This window comes from Cereibacter changlensis JA139, assembly GCF_003034985.1.
GTDB classification, from domain to species: Bacteria; Pseudomonadota; Alphaproteobacteria; order Rhodobacterales; family Rhodobacteraceae; genus Cereibacter; species Cereibacter changlensis.
The window spans coordinates 42,673-68,604 of sequence record NZ_PZKG01000007.1 but is presented as its reverse complement, the minus strand read 5'-3'; the positions used below and the strand labels follow the sequence as shown (position 1 = coordinate 68,604).

General features: G+C 68.1%; 25 protein-coding genes, 1 tRNA gene and 1 pseudogene. 10 read left to right on the top strand and 17 right to left on the bottom strand.

Annotated elements, in window-relative coordinates; translation table 11 throughout:
* The 6 genes from C5F48_RS02990 to C5F48_RS02965 all read right to left on the bottom strand — a co-directional run.
* On the bottom strand, positions 1 to 786 hold a 786-nt coding region (locus C5F48_RS02990; protein WP_181247667.1), incomplete at its 3' end, for a coenzyme F420 hydrogenase/dehydrogenase beta subunit N-terminal domain-containing protein.
* A gap of 91 nt (positions 787 to 877) precedes the next feature.
* The gene (locus C5F48_RS02985) at positions 878 to 2,806 is read right to left on the bottom strand and encodes a MacB family efflux pump subunit (RefSeq protein WP_107662417.1); all 1,929 of its coding nucleotides are present in this window, start codon (positions 2,804 to 2,806) and stop codon (positions 878 to 880) included.
* A 1-nt stretch (position 2,807) separates the two neighbouring features.
* Positions 2,808 to 3,983, bottom strand: coding sequence for an efflux RND transporter periplasmic adaptor subunit (locus tag C5F48_RS02980; protein WP_107662416.1), 1,176 nt, complete (start codon positions 3,981 to 3,983; stop codon positions 2,808 to 2,810).
* A 96-nt stretch (positions 3,984 to 4,079) separates the two neighbouring features.
* Positions 4,080 to 4,916 (bottom strand): glycosyltransferase family 2 protein, encoded by an 837-nt coding sequence (locus C5F48_RS02975; protein WP_245941388.1) that lies wholly within the window; start codon positions 4,914 to 4,916, stop codon positions 4,080 to 4,082.
* Positions 4,904 to 5,710, bottom strand: a complete 807-nt coding sequence (locus C5F48_RS02970; protein ID WP_107662415.1) for a hypothetical protein — start codon at positions 5,708 to 5,710, stop codon at positions 4,904 to 4,906. Before C5F48_RS02970 ends, C5F48_RS02975 begins: the two co-directional genes overlap by 13 nt.
* A gap of 96 nt (positions 5,711 to 5,806) precedes the next feature.
* Entirely contained in the window at positions 5,807 to 6,061 is a 255-nt protein-coding gene (locus C5F48_RS02965; protein WP_107662414.1) for a GlsB/YeaQ/YmgE family stress response membrane protein, read from the bottom strand.
* Between the two features lie 254 nt (positions 6,062 to 6,315).
* Between C5F48_RS02965 and C5F48_RS02960 the strand changes: the two genes are divergently transcribed.
* A complete protein-coding gene (locus tag C5F48_RS02960) occupies positions 6,316 to 6,684 on the top strand; it encodes a DUF805 domain-containing protein (protein WP_107662413.1) in 369 nt (122 codons plus the stop codon).
* Positions 6,685 to 6,828: 144 nt separating this feature from the next.
* On the opposite strand, the gene trpA is transcribed toward C5F48_RS02960, so the two are convergent.
* Positions 6,829 to 7,620, bottom strand: coding sequence for a tryptophan synthase subunit alpha (trpA, locus tag C5F48_RS02955; protein WP_107662412.1), 792 nt, complete (start codon positions 7,618 to 7,620; stop codon positions 6,829 to 6,831).
* Positions 7,621 to 7,787: 167 nt separating this feature from the next.
* Here trpA and ychF point away from each other — a divergent pair, with 167 nt between their 5' ends.
* The 4 genes from ychF (at position 7,788) to rimO (ending at position 11,588) form a co-directional block, all read left to right on the top strand.
* Complete coding sequence (gene ychF, locus C5F48_RS02950; protein WP_107662411.1) at positions 7,788 to 8,885, top strand: redox-regulated ATPase YchF; 1,098 nt, start codon at positions 7,788 to 7,790, stop codon at positions 8,883 to 8,885.
* A 74-nt stretch (positions 8,886 to 8,959) separates the two neighbouring features.
* Positions 8,960 to 9,049 (top strand) — tRNA-Ser (locus C5F48_RS02945).
* Between the two features lie 195 nt (positions 9,050 to 9,244).
* A complete protein-coding gene (locus tag C5F48_RS02940; RefSeq protein WP_107662410.1) occupies positions 9,245 to 10,078 on the top strand; it encodes a protein NO VEIN domain-containing protein in 834 nt (277 codons plus the stop codon).
* Positions 10,079 to 10,205: 127 nt separating this feature from the next.
* On the top strand, positions 10,206 to 11,588 hold the full coding sequence (gene rimO / locus C5F48_RS02935; protein ID WP_211314622.1) for a 30S ribosomal protein S12 methylthiotransferase RimO: 1,383 nt from the start codon (positions 10,206 to 10,208) through the stop codon (positions 11,586 to 11,588).
* Positions 11,589 to 11,651: 63 nt separating this feature from the next.
* Here the strand turns inward: rimO and C5F48_RS02930 are convergent, their stop codons facing one another.
* The 5 genes from C5F48_RS02930 to C5F48_RS02910 all read right to left on the bottom strand — a co-directional run bounded on the left by C5F48_RS02930 (position 11,652) and on the right by C5F48_RS02910 (position 13,910).
* Positions 11,652 to 12,014, bottom strand: coding sequence for a PRC-barrel domain-containing protein (locus C5F48_RS02930; RefSeq protein WP_107662408.1), 363 nt, complete (start codon positions 12,012 to 12,014; stop codon positions 11,652 to 11,654).
* Positions 12,015 to 12,075: 61 nt separating this feature from the next.
* The gene (locus C5F48_RS02925; protein ID WP_107662407.1) at positions 12,076 to 12,438 is read right to left on the bottom strand and encodes a diacylglycerol kinase; all 363 of its coding nucleotides are present in this window, start codon (positions 12,436 to 12,438) and stop codon (positions 12,076 to 12,078) included.
* Positions 12,439 to 12,454: 16 nt separating this feature from the next.
* Positions 12,455 to 12,805, bottom strand: coding sequence for a YigZ family protein (locus C5F48_RS02920; protein ID WP_107662406.1), 351 nt, complete (start codon positions 12,803 to 12,805; stop codon positions 12,455 to 12,457).
* A gap of 55 nt (positions 12,806 to 12,860) precedes the next feature.
* Positions 12,861 to 13,109: a DUF6455 family protein gene (locus C5F48_RS02915; protein WP_107662405.1), complete on the bottom strand. Its 249-nt coding sequence runs from the start codon at positions 13,107 to 13,109 to the stop codon at positions 12,861 to 12,863.
* Between the two features lie 72 nt (positions 13,110 to 13,181).
* A complete protein-coding gene (locus C5F48_RS02910) occupies positions 13,182 to 13,910 on the bottom strand; it encodes a M48 family metallopeptidase (RefSeq protein ID WP_245941387.1) in 729 nt (242 codons plus the stop codon).
* 137 nt (positions 13,911 to 14,047) lie between these two features.
* Between C5F48_RS02910 and C5F48_RS02905 the strand changes: the two genes are divergently transcribed.
* Positions 14,048 to 14,296 (top strand): DUF8831 family protein, encoded by a 249-nt coding sequence (locus C5F48_RS02905; protein ID WP_107662403.1) that lies wholly within the window; start codon positions 14,048 to 14,050, stop codon positions 14,294 to 14,296.
* A gap of 33 nt (positions 14,297 to 14,329) precedes the next feature.
* On the opposite strand, the gene wrbA is transcribed toward C5F48_RS02905, so the two are convergent.
* Positions 14,330 to 14,923, bottom strand: a complete 594-nt coding sequence (wrbA, locus tag C5F48_RS02900) for an NAD(P)H:quinone oxidoreductase (RefSeq protein WP_107662402.1) — start codon at positions 14,921 to 14,923, stop codon at positions 14,330 to 14,332.
* A 159-nt stretch (positions 14,924 to 15,082) separates the two neighbouring features.
* Between wrbA and C5F48_RS02895 the strand changes: the two are divergent.
* Positions 15,083 to 16,026, top strand: a pseudogene (locus C5F48_RS02895) (1-phosphofructokinase family hexose kinase).
* A gap of 21 nt (positions 16,027 to 16,047) precedes the next feature.
* On the opposite strand, the gene C5F48_RS02890 reads toward C5F48_RS02895, so the two are convergent.
* Positions 16,048 to 17,706 carry an NAD+ synthase gene (locus C5F48_RS02890; RefSeq protein WP_107662401.1) on the bottom strand — a complete coding sequence of 553 codons (1,659 nt, stop codon included), beginning with the start codon at positions 17,704 to 17,706 and terminating at the stop codon, positions 16,048 to 16,050.
* A gap of 257 nt (positions 17,707 to 17,963) precedes the next feature.
* On the opposite strand from C5F48_RS02890, the gene C5F48_RS02885 reads away from it, so the two are divergent.
* A complete protein-coding gene (locus C5F48_RS02885) occupies positions 17,964 to 19,397 on the top strand; it encodes an MORN repeat-containing protein (RefSeq protein WP_107662422.1) in 1,434 nt (477 codons plus the stop codon).
* A 25-nt stretch (positions 19,398 to 19,422) separates the two neighbouring features.
* Here the strand turns inward: C5F48_RS02885 and C5F48_RS02880 are convergent, their stop codons facing one another.
* Both C5F48_RS02880 and C5F48_RS02875 read right to left on the bottom strand, forming a co-directional pair.
* Positions 19,423 to 20,949 (bottom strand): cryptochrome/photolyase family protein, encoded by a 1,527-nt coding sequence (locus C5F48_RS02880; RefSeq protein WP_107662400.1) that lies wholly within the window; start codon positions 20,947 to 20,949, stop codon positions 19,423 to 19,425.
* On the bottom strand, positions 20,946 to 21,599 hold the full coding sequence (locus tag C5F48_RS02875; protein WP_107662421.1) for an SDR family NAD(P)-dependent oxidoreductase: 654 nt from the start codon (positions 21,597 to 21,599) through the stop codon (positions 20,946 to 20,948). The genes C5F48_RS02880 and C5F48_RS02875 overlap by 4 nt, the downstream gene beginning before the upstream one ends.
* A gap of 298 nt (positions 21,600 to 21,897) precedes the next feature.
* Between C5F48_RS02875 and C5F48_RS02870 the strand changes: the two genes are divergently transcribed.
* A complete protein-coding gene (locus C5F48_RS02870; RefSeq protein WP_107662399.1) occupies positions 21,898 to 23,481 on the top strand; it encodes a 2-isopropylmalate synthase in 1,584 nt (527 codons plus the stop codon).
* A gap of 2 nt (positions 23,482 to 23,483) precedes the next feature.
* Here C5F48_RS02870 and C5F48_RS02865 read toward each other — a convergent pair whose 3' ends face one another.
* Positions 23,484 to 24,476 carry an acyltransferase family protein gene (locus C5F48_RS02865; protein ID WP_245941386.1) on the bottom strand — a complete coding sequence of 331 codons (993 nt, stop codon included), beginning with the start codon at positions 24,474 to 24,476 and terminating at the stop codon, positions 23,484 to 23,486.
* A gap of 408 nt (positions 24,477 to 24,884) precedes the next feature.
* Here C5F48_RS02865 and C5F48_RS02860 point away from each other — a divergent pair, with 408 nt between their 5' ends.
* Positions 24,885 to 25,922, top strand: a complete 1,038-nt coding sequence (locus C5F48_RS02860) for a rod shape-determining protein (protein WP_107662398.1) — start codon at positions 24,885 to 24,887, stop codon at positions 25,920 to 25,922.
* Positions 25,923 to 25,932: the final 10 nt, after the last annotated feature.

Here is a 25,932-nt window from a genome sequence, read left to right as displayed (position 1 = left end):
GCAGGTCTTGCAGGTCATCGGGAAGAAATCGGCGGGCAGCTTCGAGATCGGCAGCTTCAGGAAGGGGATCGTCCGGTCGGGGCGGCCATCGTCATAGCGCAGCTCCACCCGGAAATCGGCGCGGAACTCCAGATAGCTGATCCCCGCAGGCTTGGGGTCCAGGAGATCGAGAAAGCCGTGGAAATTCGCGGTCGTCGTGTTGTCCGAACAGGGCGTCCCGATCACGAAGATCCGCTCGAACCCCAGCTCCGCCTCGATCGCCCGCAGCGCATAGACCTGACAGGGAATGCCGATCACCGCGATCCGCCGATGCCCCGCCGCCCGCGCCGGCTCCAGCAACGCGAGCGTTGGCGCATAGCCCATCCGCATGCCCCGGCAGCGCGCCATCTCCGCCGCCTCGGTGACGATCACCGGCATCGGCTTCCAGCGGTCTTCGGGGTCGGGCGCCACCGCCAGCACCGCATCGACCTCGCCCGCCTCCAGCAACGCCGCGGCAAGGCCCGTGGTGATCCCGGTCCATTGCGCGCCTTCCGCAGCAGGCTCCAGCTTCGCCCGCAGCATCTCGCGGTAGGGGCCGAAGAAGGCCTCCTCCTCCCGATCGGGCTTGGCCTCGCGGCCATGCACCCGCCGCTCCTGCGCCGGATAGTCGGGATGGATGAACTGGCAGGCCCGCCCGCAGGCCTTGCCATTGCCCAGCCGCGACACACCGCAATCGGTGCAGAGCCCGGGGCGCGGCCCGCCGGGCAGCGTAGGCGCCGAAAGGCCGGGAAGGAAGGGCATGTCCATCGCGCGCTCCGTCAGGCGGGGTCCTGCAACGGTTACCCCACCCGCCCCCATCCGTCGAGGCTGCTGCCGCGCGCCGCGGCGAAGCGCCCCACTATTCGCGCGACAGCGCCACCACCGGATCGAGCCGCGAGGCCGAGCGCGCCGGCAGGAAGCCGAAGGCGATGCCGATCACCGTCGAGGAGAGGAAGGCCGAGACCACCGCCACCGCCGAGAAGGTCAGCCCGAAGGGCAGGAACTCGCTGGCGATCAGCCCGATGCCGTAGGCCACCCCCACCCCCAGCACCCCGCCCAACAGGCAGACCAGCACCGACTCGATCAGGAACTGCATGACGATGTCGCTGCTGCGCGCCCCCACCGCGATGCGCACGCCGATCTCCTTGGTCCGCTCGGTCACCGAGACCAGCATGATGTTCATCACCCCGATGCCGCCGACGATCAGCGAGATCACCGCGATGGCCGAGACCAGCAGCGTCAGGAGTTGCGCCGTGCTCTGGATCGTCTCGCGGATCGTGTCGGAGTTGGTGGTGAAAAAGTCCTTCACCCCGTGCCGCCGCAGCATCAGCGCCTCGATCATCTCCTGCGCCTCGTCCATCTCGTAATCGTCGCGCACCTTCACCGAGATCGAGTTGATGCTGTCCGACCCGGTGATCCGCGCCGCCACCGTGGTATAGGGTACGAAGACCCGCAGCGAGTCCGGCCCGAATTGCTGCGCCGCGCTCTTCACCACGCCGATCACCTGCATCGGCACCCGGCCCAGCAGGATCACCTGCCCGATCGGATCCTCGTGCTGCACGAACAGCGTCTCCGCCGTGGCCTCGTCGATCACCGCCACCTGATCGCGCGCGGCGATGGCGTCGGGGCCGAAAAGCTGGCCCTGCACCACCTCATAGGTCGCCACCTCGAAATAGCCCCCCGCCACGCCCCGGACCGAGGCCGAGGTCGCCACCGAGCGATAGGCGAGCGTGGCGCTGGTGCTCACCTCGGGCGAGACCGAGACGGTGAAGGGCTGCTGCGCCAGCGCCTGCGCATCGGCGGGCACCAGCGTGTCGATCGCACTGGCCCGCCGGTCGCCGAAGCCGGTGCCCGCGCGGATCGAGATGGTGTTGGTGCCGATGGCGGCGATGTTCTCCAGCACCTTCTGCTGACTGCCCGCGCCCAGCGCCACCACCAGCACCACCGAGGCGATGCCGATGATGATGCCGAGCATGGTCAGGAAGCTGCGCAACCGATGCGCATTCATCGAGCGCGTCGCCATGACGAAGGCCTCGAACATCCGTTCGGCCAGCCCGCCCCTCGGCCGCGCCGTCGTGGTCTTCACCTCGGGCGGTGTGCCGAGCGGCGTCTTGCGCGTATCGGCGATGATCAGCCCGTCGCGGATCTCCACCACCCGCTCGGCCAACGCGGCAACCTCGGGATCATGGGTGACGATGATGATGGTGTGGCCCTGCCGGTGCAGGTCGGCCAGCAGCGCCATCAGGTCGGCCCCCGACTTGGTGTCGAGCGCCCCGGTCGGCTCGTCGGCCAGGATCACCTCGCCGCCGTTCACCAGCGCCCGCGCCACCGAGACCCGCTGCTGCTGGCCGCCCGACAGTGCGTTGGGCCGGTGGTCCATCCGGTCGCCGAGCCCCAACTGGGTCAGCAGCGCCTTCGCCGTCTCGCGCCGCTCGGCGCGGGGGGTGGCCTTGTAGATCGCCGGCACCTCGACATTCGACAGCGCGTCGAGATCGGGCAGCAGCTGGTAGCGTTGAAAAATGAAACCGAAATGCTCGCGTCTCAGCCGCGCCCGGTCCTCCGCCGACAGCGCCCCCACGTCGCGCCCGTTGTAGAGGTATGTCCCGGCGCTCGGGCGGTCGAGACAGCCCAGCACGTTCATTAGCGTCGACTTGCCCGACCCGGAGGAGCCGATGATCGCCACCATCTCCCCCGCCTCGATGTCGAGCGAGACGTCCTTGAGCACGGTGATCTGCTCGTCGCCCGCCTGAAAGGCGCGCCCGATGCCGCGCAGCGAGATCAGCGCCATGTCAGAAGCCCATCATCGGCGGCCCGCCCCTGCGGCTGCCGCCCGCCGCGCCCCCCGGCGCGGCGGCGTCGGCGATGACCCGCTCGCCCTCCGCCAGCCCGGATTTCACCTCGGCAGTGATGTTGTTGTTCAGCCCGATGGAGACGCTGCGCTCCTCGGTCCGCCCGGTCTCCGGATCATAGACCCGCACCGCGTAAGCGCCGTCCTCGTCCCGCGCGCCCAGCACCGAGGACAGCACGGTCAGCACATCCTTCGCCTCGGCGATCTGGATCGAAACCTGCGCCGTCATGCCGATGCGCAGCTTGCGGTCGGGGTTCTCGACGTCGAACAGACCCTTGTAATAGATCGCCGTGTCGGTCGAGATCTCGTCGCTCTCCTTGATCGAGGCCGGCGCCGGCTCGACATCGCGCACCACCGCCTCGAAGGTCATGTCGGGCTCGCCCAGGAGGGTGAATCCCACCACCTGCCCCGGCTCCACCCGGATCACATCGGCCTCCGAGACATCGGCCTTCACCACCATCCGCTCCAGATTGGCCAGCTTGACGATGGTCGGCGTATCCATCCCGGCGTTCACCGTCTGGCCCTGGCTGGTGACGATCGCCACCACCGTCCCGTCGATCGGCGCGGTGATCCTGGTCCGCGCCAGCTCCAGCCGCGCGTTGGAGATCGTGACCTCCGCCCGCTGCTTCTGCGCCTGAAGCGAGAGCAGCCCGGCCCGCGCCACCGCCAACGCCGCCTCCGCCGCCTCCAGATCGCCGGTCGAGGACAGCCGACGCTCGCTCAGCTGCTGGTTGCGCTCCAGCGTCAGCTCCGCCTCGCGGATCGAGGCGTTCTTGGCGAGGATGTCGGCCTCGATCTGCGCCAGATCCGCCTCGGCTTGCAGCACGTCATTCTGCTGGCTCAGCGAGTCGATCTGCGCGATCAGGTCGCCCTCCTTCACCTGCTGCCCCAGCGTCACCGCCAGCGTCTCGACCTGCCCCGACACGCGCGACCCGACCGAGACCAGCGACGAAGCCTCGATCACACCCGAGGCCAGCACCGTCTGCTCCACCGTGCCCCGCTCCACCGCGACCGTGGTCGGAACCACAACGACCTGCGACGCCTGCCAGCGCGTCCAGCCATAGCCCCCCGCCGCGACGACCAGCACGGCCAGCAGCCCGAACCAGAACTTCTTCATTGCGCCTCACTTCCACTCATCAAGCCTATAACGTCAGGTAGGAGGGATTCCGCCGCCCCAAGCGGCCGTTTCCACGAAATAGCGAAAACGTGTGCCTTAGCCCGGAAAGCCGTAACGCGCGATCATCGCCGCGATCTGCCGGTCGTTGCCGTTCTGCGCCACATTGCCCTGCCGCAGCTGCGTGACCTGACTGCCCGGCCATTCGACGATCCGCTGCGGCGGCCCCACCTTGCGCGCCACGGCGCCTGTCATGCGGTACATCCACCAGAGCCAGACATCATCCGCCGCCGGCGTCAGGTCGCGGAACAGTTCCGCCTTGCAGGTATCGGGATGGAACACCCCCGGCGGATAGAGCACCCCCGAAACGCCGGTGGAAAACACCAGCGGCCCCACGGCGGGCCCAATGTTGGACTCCCACTCGACATAGGGCGCGGGCTGGCCTTCGGCGCGCAGCAGGATGCGCCGCGCGCGGTGGCAGATCACCTCCGGCCGGGACGGATCGACGGCGGCGACGCTGTCCTCTACCCATGTCGGACCATAGGCGATGTCGTCATCCGCCGTCAGGATGAAGCTCTCGGGCGTCTCCCGCAGCGTCGGCACGATCTTCTTGAAGGACCGGATATCCTCGCAAAGCCCGATCTCCAGCCCCTCGGCCTTCAGCGCCAGCACCTCGGGCGGCAGCTGCCCCACATCCTCAGCGGCAAGCCACAAGACCACCCGGTCGGCCCGCACCGTCTGGCGCAGCACGGCGCGCAGCGTCAAGGCCAGCGTGCCGAACCGCCCGGGATAGCTGGTCAGCGACACCACCAGCGGCGCCGGCAGGCCATGCGGCCGCCCGGTCACCGTGCGCCCCTCCAGCTCGGCCAGCGCCGCGGCAACCCGCCGCTTGCGCTTCCACTCGCGGATCACATCGCCCAGCATCAGCCCTGCCACGCCTTCCTCAGCCAGCCGATATCGCCGATCCGCCGATACCAGCGCTGCCCACCGCCCTCCAGCACCTCGGTCATCTTCGGATTGCCGGCAAAGACCACGATCTTCGCGCCCTCCGGCAGCACCGGATCGCCGAGATAGCTGCGCAGCCCGCGCGGCACGCAGGCGTTCTTGAAGCTGACGCACCAGTCGCTCGGCCAATAGGCCAGGTCGCCATGCGCGGCCAGTTGCGCGCTCTGGAACTGCTGCGAGATCTCGTACTTCGCCATCGCCGCCTCGGGATCGGCCACATAGGCGTCGTGGATATAGGCGTGCGCGCCGATCTCGTAGCGGAAGACCGAGGAATTGCCGACCGAATGCAAGAAGCGGTCCCGCTCGGGGTTCACCCGGCGCAGCGGCTTGGCGCGGAACAGATCGTCGTCGCGGATGATGAGGAACTTGCCCGGATGGGCGAAGAACGGCTCCAGATCGTCGACGATCACCAGATCCAGATCGAGAAACAGCCCCGTGCCGCGAAGCCCCGCCAGATCGCTGCGGAACAGCGCCAGCTTGCGCCAGCGCCGGTCGGTCTTGCCCGCGGGCAGGTCGAGCTCCGGCATCGGCAGCGCCTCGATGCCGGCGTCGAGCCCGCTTTCATCATCGGTGAAGCAGACGAAGCGGTGGGGCCGCTTCAGGTGGCGCGCCACGCCGCGCGCCAGATTGTTCACGTATTCAGGCCCGTAGAGCGAGCCCCATTTCATGCAGATGACGTTGACCGTCTCCGGCTGTTGCACCGCTTCGTCCCCCGTATCCGGCATGACCGCACCTTAAGCCATGCCGGACCGATGGGGAAGCGGGGTCGGACGGGACCGCGCGGCCCGTCCGCAGCCGCGCAGCGTCCTGCCCCGCGCCGGTCAGGCGCGTTTCTTCGACACCATGCCCCAGATGACGAGCACGATGATCGCGCCGACGATGGCCCCGATCAGCCCCGCGCCCTCGCCCGCCGAGTACCAGCCCAGAGCCTGGCCGAGCCAGGTCGCCACGAAGGCCCCCACGATACCGAGAATGGTGGTGAGGATGAAACCCGAGGGTTCGTTGTCACCCGGCGTGATGAACTTGGCGATGAGCCCCGCGATGAAGCCGATGATGATGGTCCAGATGATTCCCATGGTTCCGCTCTCCGTGACAGGAAGTAACGGTCGGTAACGCACCGTAAGGGAAAGCGGTTCCTCGCGCCACAATGGCGGAAAATTCTCGCTCCAGTGCCCGCCTTGGACGACTTGGCAGCGGAAGAAACAGCTTGAAGTTGTAGACCTCCACGATGCTACATAAGAAGAAAATGCATGTAGTTCGGTGGGTTACCGCAGGTTGCGGCAGACGGCCGCGCCATGCAACCTGTGCGTGTATTAAGGGGGTTAACCGAATGGACTTCCCACATCTTGGGCAAATTCTGCGCAATGTCGCCAGCAGTCGCGGAAGGGCGACGCGTACCGAATTCTGGAGCTTTGTCGCCCTCGCGACGCTGCTCATCGCTTGCGCTGCTTCTCTCGAAATCCGCCTGTTCAGCGGTGCAGGCTTTCCCGGGCCGCTGGTCCTCGGCGTCGCGGCGCTGCTGCTGGGTCCGTTGATCGCCGTGGCGGTCCGCCGGCTGCATGACATCGGCAAGCCGGGTCACTGGCTGTTTCTGGTCTTCGTGCCGGTGCTCGGCGCGGTGATCCTGATCTGGTGGTTCTGCATCCAGAGCGAGGCGCGCCGCAACCGGCACGGGCCGGACCCGCTCGACACCTTCTGACCTCCGGCCTGTTCTGCAGGGCAGCCCGTGGAACGTAGCGACCCGCCCTGCGAAAACGAAGCGCCCCAACTCTTGCCAAAGAGTTAACGGCGCTTTGTTTTTCCAGCAATATCAGTCTTCTGACCCGATTTTCACGCGTGAAAATCAGGCCGCATGCGCCCCCGCGGCCAGCGCCGCCACCCGTTCCAGCACCTCGGCTGCCGGCCGTCCCTCACCGATCAGCTTGACGATGGCCGAGCCGACCACGCAGCCGTCGGCGATGCCGGCGATGCCCTGGGCCGCCTCGGGCGTGGTGATGCCGAAGCCGACGATCACCGGCAGGTCGGTCGCCGCCTTGATCCGCGCCACCTCCGGCGCCACATCCTCGGGCCGCGCCGCCCCCGCCCCGGTGATCCCGGTGATCGAGACGTAATAGACGAAGCCCGAGGTATTCTGCAGCACCGTGGGCAGCCGCTTCGCATCGGTCGTCGGCGTCGCCAGCCGGATGAAGTTGATCCCCGCCGCCTGCGCCGGCAGACAAAGCTCGCTGTCCTCCTCCGGCGGCAGATCGACGACGATCAGCCCGTCGATCCCGGCCTCACGCGCGTCAGCCAGAAAACGCTCCACCCCGCGCGAATAGATCGGGTTGTAATAGCCCATCATCACGATCGGCGTCTTCTGGTCGCCCTCGCGGAAGGCCCGCGCCATCGCCAGCGTCTTCTCCAGCGTCTGGCCGCCCTCCAGCGCCCGCTGCCCGGCCAGCTGGATCGTCTCGCCATCCGCCATCGGATCGGTGAAGGGCATGCCCAGCTCGATCACGTCCACCCCCGCCGCCGGCAGCCCCTTCATCACCGCAAGCGAGGTCTCCAGATCCGGGTCGCCCGCCATGATATAGGCCACGAAAGCCTTCTTCCCCTCGGCCCTGAGCCGCGCGAAGCTGTCGTCAATCCGTGTCATCGTTCCGTCTCCGCCCATTGCCTGCGCCGCGCCTGTCGCGGACGGGTGTGCGACAGGCGCGCGGGAAAATCAATGGGGCGGCGCGGCGGGGCTTTCCGCCCTGCCCGCCTTGCCTTGCGACCGCCCCTTGCCTATGAAGCGGCAAACCTTCAATCGGAGTGCGTGTCATGGGCTTTCGTATGGGCATCGTCGGCTTGCCGAACGTGGGCAAATCCACGCTCTTCAACGCGCTGACCCGCACCGCCGCGGCGCAGGCGGCCAACTTCCCGTTCTGCACCATCGAGCCGAACGTCGGCGAGGTCGCCGTCCCCGACGCGCGGCTGGAGACGCTGGCGGCCATCGCCGGCTCCAAGCAGATCATCCCGACCCGCATGACCTTCGTCGACATCGCCGGCCTCGTGCGCGGCGCCTCGAAGGGCGAGGGCCTCGGCAACCAGTTCCTCGCCAACATCCGCGAATGCGACGCCATCGCCCATGTGCTGCGCTGCTTCGAGGATGGCGACATCACCCATGTCGAGGGCCGCATCGACCCGGTGGCCGATGCCGAGACCATCGAGACCGAGCTGATGCTGGCCGACATGGAATCGATCGAGCGGCGGCTGGCCAACCTCGCCCGCAAGCTGAAGGGCGGCGACAAGGATTCGCTTGACCAGGACCGGCTGCTGCGCCAGGCGCTGGCGGCGCTGGAGGCCGGCAAGCCCGCGCGCAGCGTCACCGTCTCGGAGGATGACAGCCGCAACTGGCGGCTGCTGCAGCTGCTGACCTCGAAGCCGGTGCTCTATGTCTGCAACGTCGAGGAATCCTGCGCCGCCAACGGCAATTCCCAATCGGCCCGCGTCGCCGAGATGGCGAAGGCTCAAGGGGCCGCCACGGTGGTGATCTCGGCCCGGATCGAGGAGGAGATCAGCCAGCTCGCCGCCGAGGAGGCCGAGATGTTCCTCGAGGAGATGGGCCTGCACGAGGCCGGGCTCGACCGGCTGATCCGCGCCGGCTACGAGCTGCTGGGCCTGCAGACCTATTTCACCGTCGGCCCCAAGGAGGCCCGCGCCTGGACGATCACCAAGGGCATGATGGCGCCGCAGGCGGCGGGCGTGATCCATGGCGATTTCGAGAAGGGCTTCATCCGCGCCGAGACCATCGCCTATGACGATTACGTCGCCGGCAAGGGCGAGAGCGGCGCCAAGGAGGCCGGCAAGTTCCGCGTCGAGGGCAAGACCTACGAGGTCAAGGACGGCGACGTGCTGCATTTCCTGTTCAGCGGCTGACAGGCGGTCCGGGGGGCAAATAACCCCGCTCTTTCCCCTTGCCCCCTCCAGCCGACCTCGCTAAACCCGTCGGCGGAGATGTGGCCGAGTGGTCGAAGGCACACCCCTGCTAAGGGTGCAGGCCCGGAAGGGTCTCGAGGGTTCGAATCCCTTCGTCTCCGCCACCATTAAAACCAGCTTATCCCAGGGCCGTCGGGGCCTTTTTCGTTTCAGAGGCAATTGCAGTTGGGCAACTGCGGGTAGCCACGCACGGTCGCTCCGCCGCCATGCAAGTGCGGGGCTGCCGCCGTGGCGCGGCAACCGACCGTAAGTCGCAACTCCTTGATGACAAGCGGGGATTGCGCCCCTAGCCTGGCCTCATGTCGAACAGGCCCTGGACCGATGCGGAGAATGACCTGATCGTCGCGGATTACTTCGCGATGCTGGTTGATGATCTCGCCAGGAAGACATTCAACAAGGCAGCGTCATATCGACAGCTCGCTGGCCGGATCGACCGTTCGGCAAAGGCGATCGAATACAAGCACCAGAATATCAGCGCAGTGCTCAAGGCGCTGGGTGAAACTTGGCTGACGGGCTTGGCGCCTGCTTTCAACTTTCAGGGGGCGCTTGAGGATGCCGTCGTCCGGTGGCTCAATTCTCATCCGGAGTGGGTGCTTCGCTCAGCGGCCACTCGTCCTGCCGCTGGCCTGCACGAGACAGCCCAGATCTGGATCGGCCCGCCGCCGACGCTGTCGAACCAGCCGCCGCCGCAGGAGCTGGAGCAAGTGCTGCAGATCGCCCGCAAATTCGATGTGGCGGGGCGCGACGAGCGCAACCGGGCGCTCGGTCGCGCCGGGGAAGAGCGGGTGCTGGCGCATGAGAGGGCCAGCCTGCGCGCGGCGGGATGCGAGGATCTGGCGCGGCAGGTGCGCTGGGTCTCGGAGGAGGATGGCGACGGCGCGGGCTATGACATCGCGAGTTTCTCTCCGGACGGCAGGCCCCGCCTGATCGAGGTGAAGACCACGAATGGCTGGGAGAGGACGCCGTTCCACATCAGCCGCAACGAGCTGGCGGTGTCCAAGGACCGCCGCGCGGAGTGGCTGCTGTTCCGGCTGTGGAACTTCAGCCGCGAACCGAGAGCCTTCGAGCTCCTTCCGCCGCTCGAGGCCCATGTCTCGCTGACGCCGATGTCGTTTCAGGCGGGCTTCCACTGAGGCCAGCCGCAGCTAGGAACCTCCGCTCGCGCCAAACAGGCCCGCCTCCCAGCCATGCAGGGTCAGCGCAGCAGGTTCCCCCCTCTTCGCCCTTCCCCACAAGCCTCGGCATCGCTATATCGGCGCGATGTCACAGAACCCGCCCAGTCTCCGCCCCGATCTCGCGCCGCGCCTGATCCTCGACAGCCCGCGCCGCGAGGGCCAGCCGACCATCGGCATGGTCAGCCTCGGCTGCCCCAAGGCGCTGGTGGACAGCGAGCGCATCCTGACCCGGCTGCGCGCCGAGGGCTATGCGATCAGCCCCGACTATGCCGGGGCCGATGCGGTGATCGTGAACACCTGCGGGTTTCTCGACAGCGCCAAGGCCGAAAGCCTCGACGCCATCGGCGAGGCGCTGCGCGAGAACGGGCGGGTGATCGTCACCGGCTGTCTCGGCGCGGAGCCCGAATACATCACCGGCGCGCATCCCAAGGTGATGGCGGTGACCGGGCCGCATCAATACGAGCAGGTGCTGGACGCGGTGCATCAGGCGGTGCCGCCGGCGCCCGATCCGTTCATCGACCTGCTGCCCGCCAGCGGCGTGACGCTGACGCCGCGGCATTACAGCTATCTGAAGATTTCCGAGGGCTGCAACCACAAGTGCAAGTTCTGCATCATCCCCGACATGCGTGGCCGGCTGGTCAGCCGCCCGGCGCATGCCGTGCTGCGCGAGGCCGAGAAGCTGGTCGAGGCCGGGGTGCGCGAGCTGCTGGTGATCTCGCAGGACACCTCCGCCTACGGTGTGGACCGCAAGCATGACCTCTCACCCTGGAAGGGCGGCGAGGTGCGGGCGCATGTCACGGATCTGGCGCGCGAGCTGGGCAGGCTCGGGGCCTGGGTGCGGCTGCATTACGTCTACCCCTATCCGCATGTGCGCGACCTGATCCCGCTGATGGCGGAAGGTCTGGTGCTGCCCTATCTCGACATCCCGTTCCAGCACGCCCATCCGGATGTGCTGCGCCGCATGGCCCGCCCCGCCGCCGCCGCCCGCACGCTGGACGAGATCGCGGCCTGGCGCGCCGCCTGCCCCGACATCACGCTGCGCTCGACCTTCATCGTCGGCTACCCCGGCGAGACCGAGGCCGAGTTCCAGACCCTGCTCGACTGGCTGGACGAGGCGCAGCTCGATCGCGTCGGCTGCTTCCAATACGAGAACGTCGCCGGGGCGCGGTCGAACCTGCTGCCCGACCACGTGCCCGCCGAGGTGAAGCAGGACCGCTGGGACCGCTTCATGGAGAAGGCGCAGGCCATCTCGGCGGCGAAGCTGGAGGCGAAGGTCGGGCGGGTGATGCCGGTGATCGTCGACAGCGTCGACGAGGAAGGCGCGACCTGCCGCACCATGGCCGACGCTCCCGAGATCGACGGCAACCTGTTCATCGACGAAGGTTTCGAGGCGCTGAAGCCGGGCGACATCGTCAACGTGACGGTGGAAGAGGCCAGCGAATACGACCTCTGGGGCTCGCTGAACTGAATACGGCCGCGCCTCGGGTGAGACGCGGCCGGTGCCGGGACGTTCAAACCGTCGGATCTGCCGTCAGATCCAGTAGGGCGCGATGCCGTAATAGCTGTAGGTCGCGGCGTTCCAGTCGCGGTCGTCGCGCCAGTTCGCCGGGCGCACCGGGGCGCCTTCGAGCTGCTCGCGGTCGATGTCGGTGACGAAACCGCCGAGCGAGACGTCGTAGCTCAGTTTCTTCCACGGCACGGGATGGTGATCCTCGCCGAGGCCGAGAAAGCCGCCGAAGCCCATCACCGCATAGGCGATGTTGCCGGACTGCTTGTCGATCATCAGATGGTCGATGTGACCGAGATGCTCTCCCGCCAGATTGTAGACGGCGGTGCCGTTCACATCCGCGCTCGACACCATGCTGCCGTTCGTGTTCGGGGTCGCGGTATCCATGACGATCTCCTTCGTTTCTGGTCACCGAATAGAAACGCGGGGCAGCCGGCAAGGTTCCCGGTCAGCCGATCAGCACCACGACCCAGGCCACGCCGGCGGCGAGCGCGGTCATGCCGACCACGGCGCTGCCGCAATCCTTGATCTTGCCGGCGCGCGGGTCCTGCGCGGTGGAGATGTAATCCACCACCTCTTCCAGCGCGGTATTGGCCAGTTCCGCCGCCAGCACCAGTAGACCCAGCGCCAGGATCAGCGCCCGCTCGCCCGCCGTCAGGTCGAGGCTCAGCGCCAGAAGGGCGGAGCCGGCATTGGCCAGCGTCCATTGCCGCAGCGATTTCTCCGACCGCCAGGCCGCCCGCCAGCCCTGCCAGGACCAGCGCGCGGTGTTGCGCCAGCGCAAGAGCTCGGCGCGGATCGCGGTCAGCATGCTTCTCCCCTTCCGCTCAGCGCGCCGCGAGATAGGCGCGCACCGCCGAGACGACATGGCGGAAGCGGTCGCCGCCGAGGTTCACCCCGCCATACCAACGGGTCACGACGATCAGGTGGTCGCGCAGGTCCTCGCGCTCCAGCATGCGCAGGATCGCCACCGCGGCCCCCGCCTCGCCGTCGTCGTCCTTCAGGGGCGGGCCGTCGCTCGGCAGCAGCGCCCAGCTGTTGTGGGTGGCCTTGGCGTATTTCTTCACCTGCTTCAGCGTGGCGAGGAACTCGGCCACCTCGGCCCGCGTCGCCGCAGGACCGCCCGACACGGCGTATTTCGACCCGCGGTCGCTGACGACATTCTCGATCTGCAACATGCTGCCTCCGCCCGCAGGCTAGCCTGCAAGCGGGGCTTAGGCCAGATCCCCGGCGTCAGGCCAGCGATTCAAGCTCGGCCTTGTTGCGGCAGAAGCCCGGCAGCCGGGCCGCCGTGGCGTCATGCGCCAGCCAGCCGCTGCAGATCTCGGTGGCAGAGCAGGTCTCGCAGCGGTGGACGAGCTCGGCCAACTCGCCACGGCTGAGCCAGCCCTGCAGCACCGCATCCGGCAGGTCGACCCCGGCGACCCGCGCCATGCTGTTGGTCAGCGACCATGCGCCGGGCGCCTCGACATATCCGATCATGGGTTCCTCCTCGGGACGTGTCGCACCAACCTGCGGCGCGGCGCCTTCGGCCGCCATGACCCAGATCAATCCCTAGTAGTAACCAAGCTCCGCCGCCCGGCGCTGCACGATGGCGATGCGCTGCCCGTTCGGCGGGTGGCTGCCGAGGAAGGTGTCGCCCGGGTCGGGCAGCCGGGTGAAGAAGGCGGCGCCGCGCACCGGGTCATAGCCCGAGAGCAGGGTGATCTCGGTGCCCAGCGCGTCGGCCTCCAGTTCGAAATCCTTGGAGAAGGTGCGCGCCCCCATGCTGGCGCCCATCTGCTGCACCGAGCGGATGGTCTCGGGCGCGGCCCCGCCCATCTGCGCCAGCACCCCGGCCAGCATCGCCCCGGTCATCGCCGATTCCTGCTGGCGCGGGATATGGCCGAGGATGTGGTGCGAGGTCTCGTGGCCCAGCACGAAGGCCAGCTCGTCGGCGTTGCGCGCGTCGTCGAGCAGCGCCAGCGTCAGCGCCACCACCGGGCGGCCCTGCGGGTCCAGCGTCTGATAGGCGTTGGCCTGCTGGCCGGGACGACCATCGACGACGATCTGGAAATCGCAAGGCACGTTGCGGGTGCGCTGCAGGCAGAGCTGCTCGGCCACCGGCTCCACCCTCGCCACCACGTCGCTGAAGGCGCGGGCCGCGTCGGCGGGCGTCAGCAGCGGTCCGGGATCGGGGGCGGGAGAGGGCATCGCCGGGCCCGACATCGGCCCCGGCCCCATGGGAACGCCAGCACAGCCCGCGAGGCCGAGACAGGCCGCCGCAATCCACATCCACCGCATGCGACACCCTTCGCTGATCCGCCCGCCAGATTATCAAAACCGCTGGCGGGGGCCAGCCCATCTCACAGAAAGGTGCGCGGGACAATGGCTTCGGAAAGCGCATTGAGTTCGCCCCTCCCCTGCCCTAGCATCGGCCCATGTTCACCATCGAGCACGACTTCGACGCCACCGTGATCACGCTCGTCGACGAAGGGTCGCCGGGCCTGCAGGAGGACGTGACGATCTGCGCCTTCGAGGATTGCGTGACGGTCGAGCAGTTCGACGAGCGGCGGCAGGAGAGCTTCCGCCTCACCCTGTCGATGGCGCAGATCCGCGACCTCGCCGCCGCGCTGAACCTGCCCGAGGGCAGCTACCGCCTCGCCAAGACGCCCGCGCCGAAGGCCTGAGGCCCGCCACCGAAGCGGCGGGCCAAGCTCACGTCAGGCGCTCAGCTTCGCGGCCATCTCGACCAGACGTTTCGCCTGATGCGAGATCGAGGCCACGGCCTTGTCGTCGAACTCGGCGCCCTGGGTGTGGCTGTAGCCATAGGGATTGCCGCCGGTGGCGTAGATCGCCGGGTCGGTGTAGCCCGGCGCCACGATGATCGAGCCCCAGTGCAGGAAGGTGGTGTAGAGGCTCAGCAGCGTCGCCTCCTGCCCGCCATGCGGGTTCTGCGCCGAGGTCATGGCCGAGACCGCCTTGTTGGCCAGCTTGCCTTGGCTCCAGACGCCGCCCAACGTGTCGATGAAGGCGCGCAGCTGGCTCGGGCCGTTGCCGAAGCGGGTCGGGGCCGAGAAGAGATAGGCATCGGCCCATTCCATGTCGGCCGGCGTCGCCGCAGGCAGGCCCGAGGCCTTCTCGACCTGCGCCTTCCAGGCGTCCTGCCCCTCCACCACCGACTGCGGCGCGGTCTCGGCGATGCGCAGCAGCTTCACCTCGGCCCCGGCGGCGCGGGCGGCCTCGGCGGCGATTTCCGCCATGCGGTGATTGGTGCCGTAGGTCGAGTAGAACAGGATCGCGAGCTTGACGGGCATGGAGACCTCCTTATGGATGTGCAGGGTAAGCATAGCGCCTGTCCGGCACGGCGCCATTGCGTAATCCCGCAAATTTCCTGTGCAGGGGCGCGCGCCGCGCCGCGGCATTGGCAATCGCCGCGGGCTCTGTCACTCTGACAAAAAACGCAGGACCCTCCGATGACCCCCATCCTGACCCTGACGCTGAATCCGGCGATCGACCTTGCCGCGGATGTCGGCGAGGTGCTGCCGGGCCTCAAGCTGCGCTGCACCACGCGAAGGTCGATCCGGGCGGCGGCGGCATCAACGTCAGCCGCGCGATCCGCATCCTCGGCGGCGAGAGCACCGCCTTCGTGGCGCTCGGCGGTGCGCTGGGGGCGCGGCTGGCCGATCTGCTCAGGGCCGAGCACATCCGCTTCACCGCCTTCGCCGGGCCCGGCGAGACGCGCGAGAGCCTGACCGTCACCGAGACGAGCACCGGCCACCAGTTCCGCTTCATGCTGCCCGGCGCGGTCTGGGAACCCGAGCGGGTGGACGCGGCGCTGGACGAGATCGACCGCGCGGTGGCGCCGGGCAGCATGGTCGTGCTCAGCGGCTCGCTGCCGCCGGGGGTGCCCGACGACTTTCCGGTGACGCTCTCCGCCCGGATCGGCGGGCGGGCGGTCCTGGTGGTCGACACCTCCGGCCCGCCGCTGGCGCGGCTGGCCGAACAGGGGCTGCCGGGGCTCGACATTCTCAGGATGGATGACAGCGAGGCCGAAGGGCTGGCGGGCCGGCTGCTGACCGGCCGGGCCGAGACCGCCGATTTCGCCGCCGCCCTCGTGGCGCGCGGGGTGGCGCGGACGGTGATCGTGGCGCGCGGCGCCGATGGCTCGGTGATGGCCGATGCGCGCGGCCGCTGGTTCTCGAAATCCGCGCCGGTGGTGGTGAAGAGCAAGGTCGGCGCGGGCGACACCTTCGTCGGCGCCTTCGTGCTGGCGCTGGCGCAGGGCCATCCGCCCGAGGCAGCGCTGGCGCATGGCGTGGCCGGGGCGAGTGCGGCGGTGATGACCGCCGCCACCGAACTCTGCCGCCGCGAGGATGCCGAGCGGCTGCGGGCGGACTGCATCGTGGAGCAGATCTGAGCCGCCGGTAAGCCCGGGGGCTCAGCCCTCGTCGCGCCAGCGGTTGACGATCGGATAGCGCCGGTCGAGCCAGAACGCGCGCGCGGTGAGCCGCGTGCCGGGGGCCGACTGGAAGCGCTTGTATTCGCTGAGATACAGCAGCCGCTCCACCTTCTTCACCGTGTCGCGGTCATGCCCCTCGGCCACCAGATCGGCCATAGAGGCCTCGCGGTCCACCAGCCCCTGCAGGATGGCGTCGAGCACCTCGTAGGGCGGCAGGCTGTCGTCGTCGCGCTGGTCGGGGCGCAGCTCGGCGCTCGGCGGCTTCTCGATCACCCGCGCCGGGATCACCTCGCCCGCCGGGCCCTTCATCCAGGGGCGATGGGTCGCGTTGCGCCAGCGGCAGGTCTCGAAGACGCGGGTCTTGTACATGTCCTTGATCGGATTGTAGCCGCCGTTCATGTCGCCGTAGATCGTGCAATAGCCGACCGCGACCTCGGACTTGTTGCCGGTGGTCAACAGCATCTCGCCGAACTTGTTCGACAGCGCCATCAGCAGCAGCCCCCGCAGCCGCGACTGCACGTTCTCCTCGGTCAGGTCGGCCTCGGTCCCGGCAAAGAGCCCGGCCAGCGCCTCGCCCACCGCGGCCTGCGGGCCGGAGATCGGCACCGTGTCCAGCCGGCAGCCCAAGGCGCGGGCGACCAGCGTCGCATCCTCCAGCGAATGCGCCGAGGTATAGGCCGAGGGCAGCATGACGCAGCGCACGTTCTCCGCCCCGATGGCGTCGGAGGCGATGGCGGCGACGATGGCGGAATCGATGCCGCCCGAAAGACCCAGCAGCACCTTGCGGAAGCCCGACTTCGCCAGATAGTCGCGCAAGGACAGCACCATGGCGTGATAATCCGCCTCCCAGAGATCGGGCTGCGGCGCGAAGCTGCCCTTCTCGGCCCGCCAGCCCTCGTCGGTCAGCACGAAATCGATATGCCGCAGTTCCTCGGTGAAGGCGGGAAGCTGGGCCATCAGATGCCCGCCCGGGTTCAGCACGAAGGAGGCGCCGTCGAACACCTGATCGTCCTGCCCGCCCACCATGTTGAGATAGACCAGCGGCAGCCCGGTCTCGACCACGCGGGCGACCATCAGGTTGATCCGCACCTCGAGCTTCTCGCGGTGATAGGGCGAGCCGTTCGGCACCAGGAGGATCTCGGCCCCGGTCTCGGCCAGCGTCTCGCAGACGTCGGGATGCCAGCTGTCCTCGCAGATCGGCGTGCCGATGCGCAAGGGGCCGACCCGGTAGGGGCCATGCACGTCGGAGGGGGTGAAGATGCGTTTCTCGTCGAAGACATCGGTATTGGGCAGGTGATGCTTCAGCACCGTCGCGACGACCTTGCCGCCCTCGAGCACGTAATAGGCGTTGTAAAGCCGCCCGTCCTTCAGGCAGGGCCCGCCGATGCCGATCGCCGGCCCCTCGGCGCAGTCCCGCGCCAGCTGTTCCACCGCGGCCATGGCGGCGCGGGCGAAGGCAGGCTTCCTCACCAGATCCTGCGTCTGGTAGCCGGTGATGAACATCTCGGTCAGCGCCAGCATCTGCGCGCCGGCCGCCCGCGCCTCCTGCCAGGCCTCCCGCGCCCTCTGGGCATTGCCCGCCAGATCGCCGACAGTCGGATTCAATTGTGCCACTGTCAGGCGGAACCGTTCAGCCATGCCCTGCCCTCTTCTGCTCACGCGCTGTTGGCTTGTGTTCTAGCAGGTTGGCGGGCAAGGAAAAGCCGATAGCGGCGCTGACGCTTGTCAGTGCGGGACACGGCGGCTAGGCTTCGCGCGGCTGGCGGCACTGGCCGGATCACGGCAGGCCGCGAACGGGGCGGGGTATGATGCAGGGTAAAGACGGAACCATCAGGCAGGTCCTGCGGGCCGGGCTGTTCGGCGCGACGCTGGCCTGTGCCGCAACCGGCGCCGGGATGGCGCTGGCGCAGGACGACGGCGCGGTGACGACCAAGCAGTATGACGACGGCTCGGTCTACGAGGGCACCTTCCGCAACGGGCTGCAGCATGGCGCCGGCACCTACCGCCTGCCCAACGGCTATGAATACAGCGGCGAATGGATCGATGGCGAGATCCGTGGCGAGGGCACGGCGCGCTTCCCCAACGGGTCGGTCTATGTCGGAAGCTTCGTGGCCGGCAAGCCCGAGGGCAAGGGCAAGATCACCTTCTCCGACGGCGGCACCTACGAGGGCGACTGGACCGACGGTCAGATGACCGGCGAGGGCACGGCGCGCTACGCCAATGGCGGCGTCTACACCGGCAGCTTCCTCAATGCGGTGCATCACGGCAAGGGCGTGATGGAGGGGCCGGACGGCTACCGCTACGACGGCGACTGGGTCGACGGCGTCAAGGAGGGCAAGGGCCGCATCACCTATCCCGACGGCGCGGTCTACGAGGGCGACCTCGTGAAGGGCCAGCGTCAGGGCACGGGCATGCTGACCATGCCGGACGGGCTGGTCTATGTCGGCCAATGGGCCGATGGCCAGATCAACGGCACGGGCAAGCTGACCCAGCCCAATGGCGACATCTATGAGGGCCCGCTGAAGGACGGCCAGCGCGAGGGGCGCGGCAAGGTCACCCACAAGAACGGTGATGTCTACGAAGGCGATTTCGTCGCCGACCGCCGGCACGGCAAGGGCACGTTCCGCGGCGCCGATGGCTATGTCTACGAGGGCGACTGGGTCGAGGGCCGGATCGAGGGTCAGGGCGAGGTGACCTATCCCGACAAGTCGGTCTATGTCGGTGCCTTCAAGGCCGACCAGCCCGAGGGCAAGGGCAAGATCACCTATCCGGACGGCGCCACCTATGACGGCGACTGGAAGGCCGGGGTGATCGAGGGCACGGGCCGGGCGACCTACGCCAATGGTCTGGTCTACGAGGGCCAGTTCAAGGCGGCGCAGAACAACGGCAAGGGGGTGATGACCTACCCCGACGGCTACCGCTACGAGGGCGACTGGGTCGACGGTCAGCGGCACGGCCAGGGCACCGCCACCTATGCCGATGGCACGGTCTACCGCGGCAGCTTCGTCAAGGGCCAGCGCGAGGGCGAGGGCGAGATCGTCATGGCCGACGGCTTCCGCTATGTCGGCGGCTGGAAGGCCGGCGAGATCGACGGCGCCGGAGTCGCCACCTATGCCAATGGCGACGTCTACGAAGGCAATTTCCGCGCCGGCAAGCGCCAGGGCCAGGGCGTCATGCGCTACGCCACCGGGCAGGAGAGCGCCGGCGAGTGGAACGACGGCATGCTCGCCAAGCCCGCCGCCGCGGCGACCGAGACGGGCGCGCCCGAGGCGTCAGCCGAAACCGGAGCCCCCGAGGCGACCCCCGCCGAAGCCCCCGCGACCGAATGAGCAACGGCCCGGAACCTCCGGGCCGTCACACCGTCTCCCCCGCCTCCATCCGCGCGAGGAAGGCCTCGGCCTCGGCCAGCACCGCCTCGCGCTTGCCGCTCTCCATCTTCTCCCACGTGCGGTAGACCGGCCCCATGCGCGGGTTGCGTTCGAAGCGGGCGCGGTGCCGCAGCAGGAAATGCCAGTAGAGCAGGTTGAACGGACAGGCCGCCGGCCCCTGCTTCGCCGTCACCGAATAGCTGCAACCCTTGCAGTAGTCGGACATGCCGTTGATGTAGTTGCCGGAGGAGACATAGGGTTTCGAGGCCACCAGCCCGCCGTCGGCGAACTGGCTCATGCCGATGGTATTGGGCGCCTCGACCCATTCATAGGCGTCGATATAGACCTCCAGATACCATTGATGCACCTGATGCGGGTCGATCCCGGCCAGCAGCGCGAAATTGCCGGTCACCATCAGCCGCTGGATGTGATGCGCATAGGCCATGTCGCGGGTCTGGGCCACGGCATGCGACAGGCAGGCCATCCGCGTCTCGGCCCCCCAGTAGAGCGGCGGCAGCGCGCGGCGATGCTCCAGCGTGTTGCACGCCGTGTAACCGGGACCTTCGAGGAAATAGATGCCGCGCACATATTCGCGCCAGCCGATGATCTGGCGGATGAAACCCTCGACGGCGTTCAGCGGCGCTGCGCCTGCGCGCCAGGCGGCCTCGGCCCGCTGGCAGACCTCCAGCGGCGCCAGCAGCCCGAGGTTCAGGTAGGGCGAGATCAGCGCGTGGCTCAGGGTCGGATCACCGCGCAGCATCGCGTCCTGCTCGGCCCCGAAACGCGGCAGGGCCTCGGCGATGAAATGCTCCAGCGCCCGCAGCGCGCCCTCGCGGTCGGTCGCCCAGCCGAAGGGGCGCAGCCGGCCGAAGTTGCCGCCGAAGCGCGCCTCGACCAGCTCCAGCACCTCCTCGGTCACCGCATCGGGCTCGAAACGCGGCGGCTTGGCCCGGAACAGGTCCGGCGCCGCCGGCCGCCGGTTCTCGGCGTCGTAGTTCCACTGGCCGCCCTCGGGCCCGCCCTCCCGCATCAATAGCCCGGTCTTCCGCCGCATCTCGCGGTAGAAATACTCCATCCGCAGCTGCTTGCGGTCGCGCGCCCAGTCCTCGAATTCGGCGCGCGAGCAGAGGAAACGGTCATCCGGCAGCAGCGTCACCGGCAGCGGCAGCGCATCCAGCGCTTCGATCAGCCGCCATTCGCCGGGGATCGTCGCCAGCACCTCCCCTGCCCCGGTCTCCGCCGCGCGCCGCAAAAGCTCGCCGCCGATCCTGCCGCTGCTTTCGGGATCGTCGAGCCGGGTGTAGGCCACCCGCCAGCCCTCGGCGCAGAGCCGGGCGGCGAACTTGCGCATCGCGGCGAAGATCAGCGCGATCTTCTGCGGATGATGCGCGACCGAGGCCGCCTCGCCCATCACCTCGGCCATCACCACCAGATCCCGCGCCCGGTCGGCCCCGCGCAGCGCGGCGACGGTGAGCGTCAGCTGGTCGCCGAGGACCAGGACCAGCCGGCTCACCAGGGCACCCGCTTGCCCTGCACATCGAAGAAGCCGCCGCTGTCCTCCGGTCCCAAGCCGTCCAGCACCGAGAGCAGCCCGGTCGCCGCCTTCTCCGGGGAAAGCTTGCTGCGGTCGGGATAATCGGCGGTGAAGCGGGTGGCGACGGTGCCCGGATGCAGGCAGACCACCACCGATTGCGGATGGCTGCGCGCGATCTCGATGGCGGCGGTGTGGACCAGCTGGTTCAGCGCCGCCTTGGCCGCCCGATAGGAATACCAGCCGCCAAGGCCATTGTCGCCGATCGACCCAACCCGCGCCGACAGCGCGGCGAAGCGCGCCGGCCGGTCGCGCGGCATGAACCGCAGCGCGTGTTTCAGCACCAGCGCCGGGCCGATGGCGTTCAGCGCGAATTGCGCCGCCATCGCCGGGGACTCCAGCGCCCGCAGCGTCTTCTCCGGCCCCTGCCCGCCATGCAGCGCGCCGGTGGCGACGATCACCCGATCGAACGGCCCCTCGAGCCCGCCGAGCAGCCGCGCCACCGAGGCCTCGTCGGTCAGGTCCAGCCCGTCGGCCGAACGCGACAGCCCGACCGCCTCGCCCTGCCCGGCCGCTGCCGCCAAGAGCGCCGCGCCGATCCCGCCCGAGGCGCCGATCACCAGTGACCGCATGAAGATCTCCCCTGTCATCCGGCGCATAACGGAGCGCGAAGGCCGGCGATGTCCAGAGCGGCCGCACGGCAAAGAAGCGGCGGCGCGAGGCGTTTTGCCGCTTTTCTTTTCCGATTGGCTCCGTATGATCCGGCGCATGACACGGGACAGCATCATCGCAGACGCTTCGGGGGCCACGCGCCCTCTGGCCGCCCGTGCGCTTCTTCTCCTTAGCCGCCTCTGAGCGTGCCCTTGGGCGCGACCGCTCGGAGGTGACCAGCGCCCGCGGACGATGCTAAGGACAGAGAAGGATATTCACATGACCGACACGACAAAAGCCACCCAGGACCGCGTGGTGATCTTCGACACGACGCTGCGCGACGGCGAGCAGTCGCCCGGCGCCACCATGACCCATTCCGAGAAGCTGGAGATCGCGGGCCTGCTGGACGAGATGGGCGTCGACGTGATCGAGGCGGGCTTTCCCATCGCCTCGGAAGGCGATTTCGAGGCGGTCTCGGCCATCGCCAAGGCGGCGCAGAACGCGGTGATCTGCGGGCTGGCGCGGGCCAATTACAAGGACATCGACCGCTGCTGGGAAGCGGTGAAACATGCGCGCCAGCCGCGCATCCACACCTTCATCGGCACCTCGCCGCTGCACCGCGCCATCCCCAATCTGGACATGGACCAGATGGCCGAGCGCATCCACGACACCGTGACCCATGCCCGCAATCTCTGCGACAACGTGCAATGGTCGCCGATGGATGCGACGCGGACGGAACATGACTATCTGTGCCGGGTGGTCGAGATCGCGATCAAGGCGGGTGCCACCACGATCAACATTCCCGATACCGTCGGCTACACCGCCCCACGCGAGAGTGCGGCGCTGATCCGCATGCTCCTGGAGCGGGTGCCGGGGGCGGACCGGATCATCTTCGCCACCCATTGCCACAACGATCTGGGCATGGCGACGGCGAACTCGCTGGCGGCGGTAGAGGCCGGGGCGCGGCAGATCGAATGCACGATCAACGGTCTGGGCGAGCGCGCGGGCAACACCGCGCTGGAAGAGGTGGTGATGGCGCTGAAGGTCAGGAATGACATCATGCCCTACCGCACCGGCATCGACACGACGAAGATCATGAACATCAGCCGCAAGGTGGCCACGGTCTCGGGCTTCCCGGTGCAGTTCAACAAGGCCATCGTCGGCAAGAACGCCTTCGCGCATGAGAGCGGCATCCATCAGGACGGCATGCTGAAAAACGCTGAGACCTTCGAGATCATGCGCCCGACCGATATCGGTCTGGCCGATACCAGCCTCGTCATGGGCAAGCATTCGGGCCGGGCGGCGCTGCGCGCCAAGCTGCGCGATCTGGGCTATGAACTGGCCGACAACCAGCTGGCCGATGTCTTCGTGCGGTTCAAGGCCTTGGCCGACCGCAAGAAGGAAGTCTACGACGACGATCTGGTGGCGCTGATGCAGGACCAGACCACCAGCGCCGAGCATGACACGCTTCAGGTGAAGCGGCTGCGGGTGATCTGCGGCACCGAAGGCCCGCAGGAGGCCGAGCTGACGCTGAGCATCGACGGGGTGGACCACTCGATCGACGCCACCGGCGACGGGCCGGTGGATGCCTCGTTCAACGCGGTGAAGATGCTCTATCCGCATCAGGCCAAGCTGCACATCTATCAGGTCCATGCCGTGACCGAGGGCACCGACGCGCAGGCGACGGTCTCGGTCCGGCTGGAGGAGGATGGCAAGATCGCCACCGGGCAGGCCGCCGACACCGATACGGTGGTGGCCAGCGTCAAGGCCTATGTCAACGCGCTGAACCGGCTGATCCACCGCCGGCAGAAATCGGCGCCGGGGTCGGATATGAAGAACGTCCACTACACCTCGCGGGCCTGACGCTAAAGCAGCGGCAGCCGCCGGTTTGCGAGCACCAGAAGCGGCGCCAGCGTCGCCGACACCGCCAGCCCGATCAGGGTTCTGGCGGTGTCGCCCATTTCGACGTAGTAGGTCAGGTGCAGCACCCAGACATGGATCAGGTAGATCCCGGTCGCAAACAGGCCGATGCTGCGGTTGCGGCCCATCAGGGTGCGGGCCTTCACCGTCAGGAACAACATCGGACAGAGCAGCGCCAGCGAGAGGTAGATCTCGAACACCGAGTTCTGCCGGTTGAAATGGTAGTTCAGCCCCCATTCCAGCGTCAGCGCGGCAAGGCCCAGGATCGTCAGCGGCAGATACCAGCGGCTCAACCGGGAGATCACCGGCTCGAAGCGGGCGATCAGCACGCCGAAGGCGAGGAAGGGAAAGCCGAAGAACAGGAAGTTGCGGTAGCTATCGACGGTGTTCAGCCAGTCGTCAATCGCCGGGTTCGGGATCAGGTGGAAGTTGCCGAGATACTGGATCGACAGCCCGGTGACGAAGGTCAGCCCCGCCGCCAGCGCCAGCGGGCCGGAGCGGCGGCCGAAGCGCCAGCGCAGCAGCTGCAGCAGAGAGGCGGCGGCGATCAGCGCGATCAGATACCACAGGTGGTAGAAGCCGATCAGCGCATCCTTGGCGATATCCTCCAGCGGGCGCACGTCGGGGCGCAGCCAGCGCGGGCCGTAGATCAGCATCCACAGCCCGTAGAGCACCAGCATCCGCCGGAACCACGGCCAGACGCCGCGGTCGAGCAGGCGCTCGAGGTAATAGCCGTTGATCAGGAAGAAGGTCGGCACCGCGATGCGGAACAGCCCGTTGGTGAAATAGCTCGCCGCCGCCGGGTTCACGTCGCGCAGGAAGCCGCCATGCAGGCCAATCACCATCGCCGCCATGACCACCTTCAGCAGGTCGAGCGACAGGTTGCGCAAGCCGGGAGGCGAGGCTGCGGCGGCGCTTGAAACGGGCGGGGAGGTCAAGAAGCGGTCCTTCCGGGAGGGCGATGCGCGGCGATCCTATCCGCTGGACCCGCCGGGGTAAACGCAGCCCGCGCGGCTCGGCGGAGGCCCGCGAGGGGCGGCGTCACAAAGTATTTTCCGGCAGCGTCAGCCGGGCGCGGGAAAACTGCGGTCTGACCTTTTCGAACATTCCGCCTTCGCGAAGGAACGGCCGGCGGGCAGGAAAGTTCCATTCCGAACTTCCAGGCCCCGAAACCGCCCATGTGGCGCCCTGCCCCGGCGCTTGCCCGCCCCGCCCGCGGGCGGATTGGCGCGCAGCCCGGCGTCCAAGGGCCTTTTCCTTCTCAGGACCCCTTCCTATAAGGGCGCGGCCTGCCTCTGCCCAGAGTCGCGGGCGTCCATCGGTCTACAGGACAGGATCCCCTCAGGATGTCGATACTTTCGAACCTCTTTTCGTCGGACATGGCCATCGACCTCGGCACGGCCAATACGCTGGTCTATGTCCGCGGCAAGGGGATCGTCCTGAACGAACCGTCGGTCGTCGCCTACCACGTGAAGGACGGCAAGAAGCAGGTTCTGGCCGTGGGCGAGGACGCCAAGCTGATGCTCGGCCGCACCCCCGGCAGCATCGAGGCGATCCGCCCGATGCGCGACGGGGTCATCGCCGATTTCGACACGGCGGAAGAGATGATCAAGCATTTCATCCGCAAGGTGCACAAGCGCACGACCTTCTCGAAGCCCAAGATCATCGTCTGCGTGCCCTATGGCGCGACTCCGGTGGAAAAGCGGGCGATCCGCCAGTCGGTGCTTTCGGCCGGCGCCCGCCGCGCCGGGCTGATCGCCGAGCCGATCGCCGCCGCCATCGGCGCGGGCATGCCCATCACCGACCCCACCGGCAACATGGTGGTCGATGTCGGCGGCGGCACGACCGAGGTCGCGGTGCTGTCGCTGGGTGACATCGTCTATGCCCGCTCGGTCCGCGTCGGCGGCGACCGGATGGACGAGGCGATCATCAACTACCTGCGCCGGCACCAGAACCTGCTGATCGGCGAATCCACCGCCGAGCGGATCAAGACCTCGATCGGCACGGCGCGGATGCCCGACGACGGGCGCGGCTCGTCGATGATGATCCGCGGCCGCGACCTGTTGAACGGCGTGCCGAAGGAGACCGAGATCAACCAGGCCCAGGTGGCCGAGGCGCTGGCCGAACCGGTGCAGCAGATCTGCGATGCGGTGATGCAGGCGCTGGAGGCGACCCCGCCCGATCTCGCCGCCGACATCGTCGACCGTGGCGTGATGCTGACCGGGGGTGGCGCTCTTCTGGGCGATCTGGACCTCGCGCTGCGCGAGCAGACCGGCCTGTCGATCTCGGTGGCCAACGAGTCACTGAATTGTGTTGCCCTCGGCACCGGGAAAGCGCTGGAGTATGAAAAGCAGCTCCGGCATGTGATCGACTACGACAGCTGAGCGCGACCCG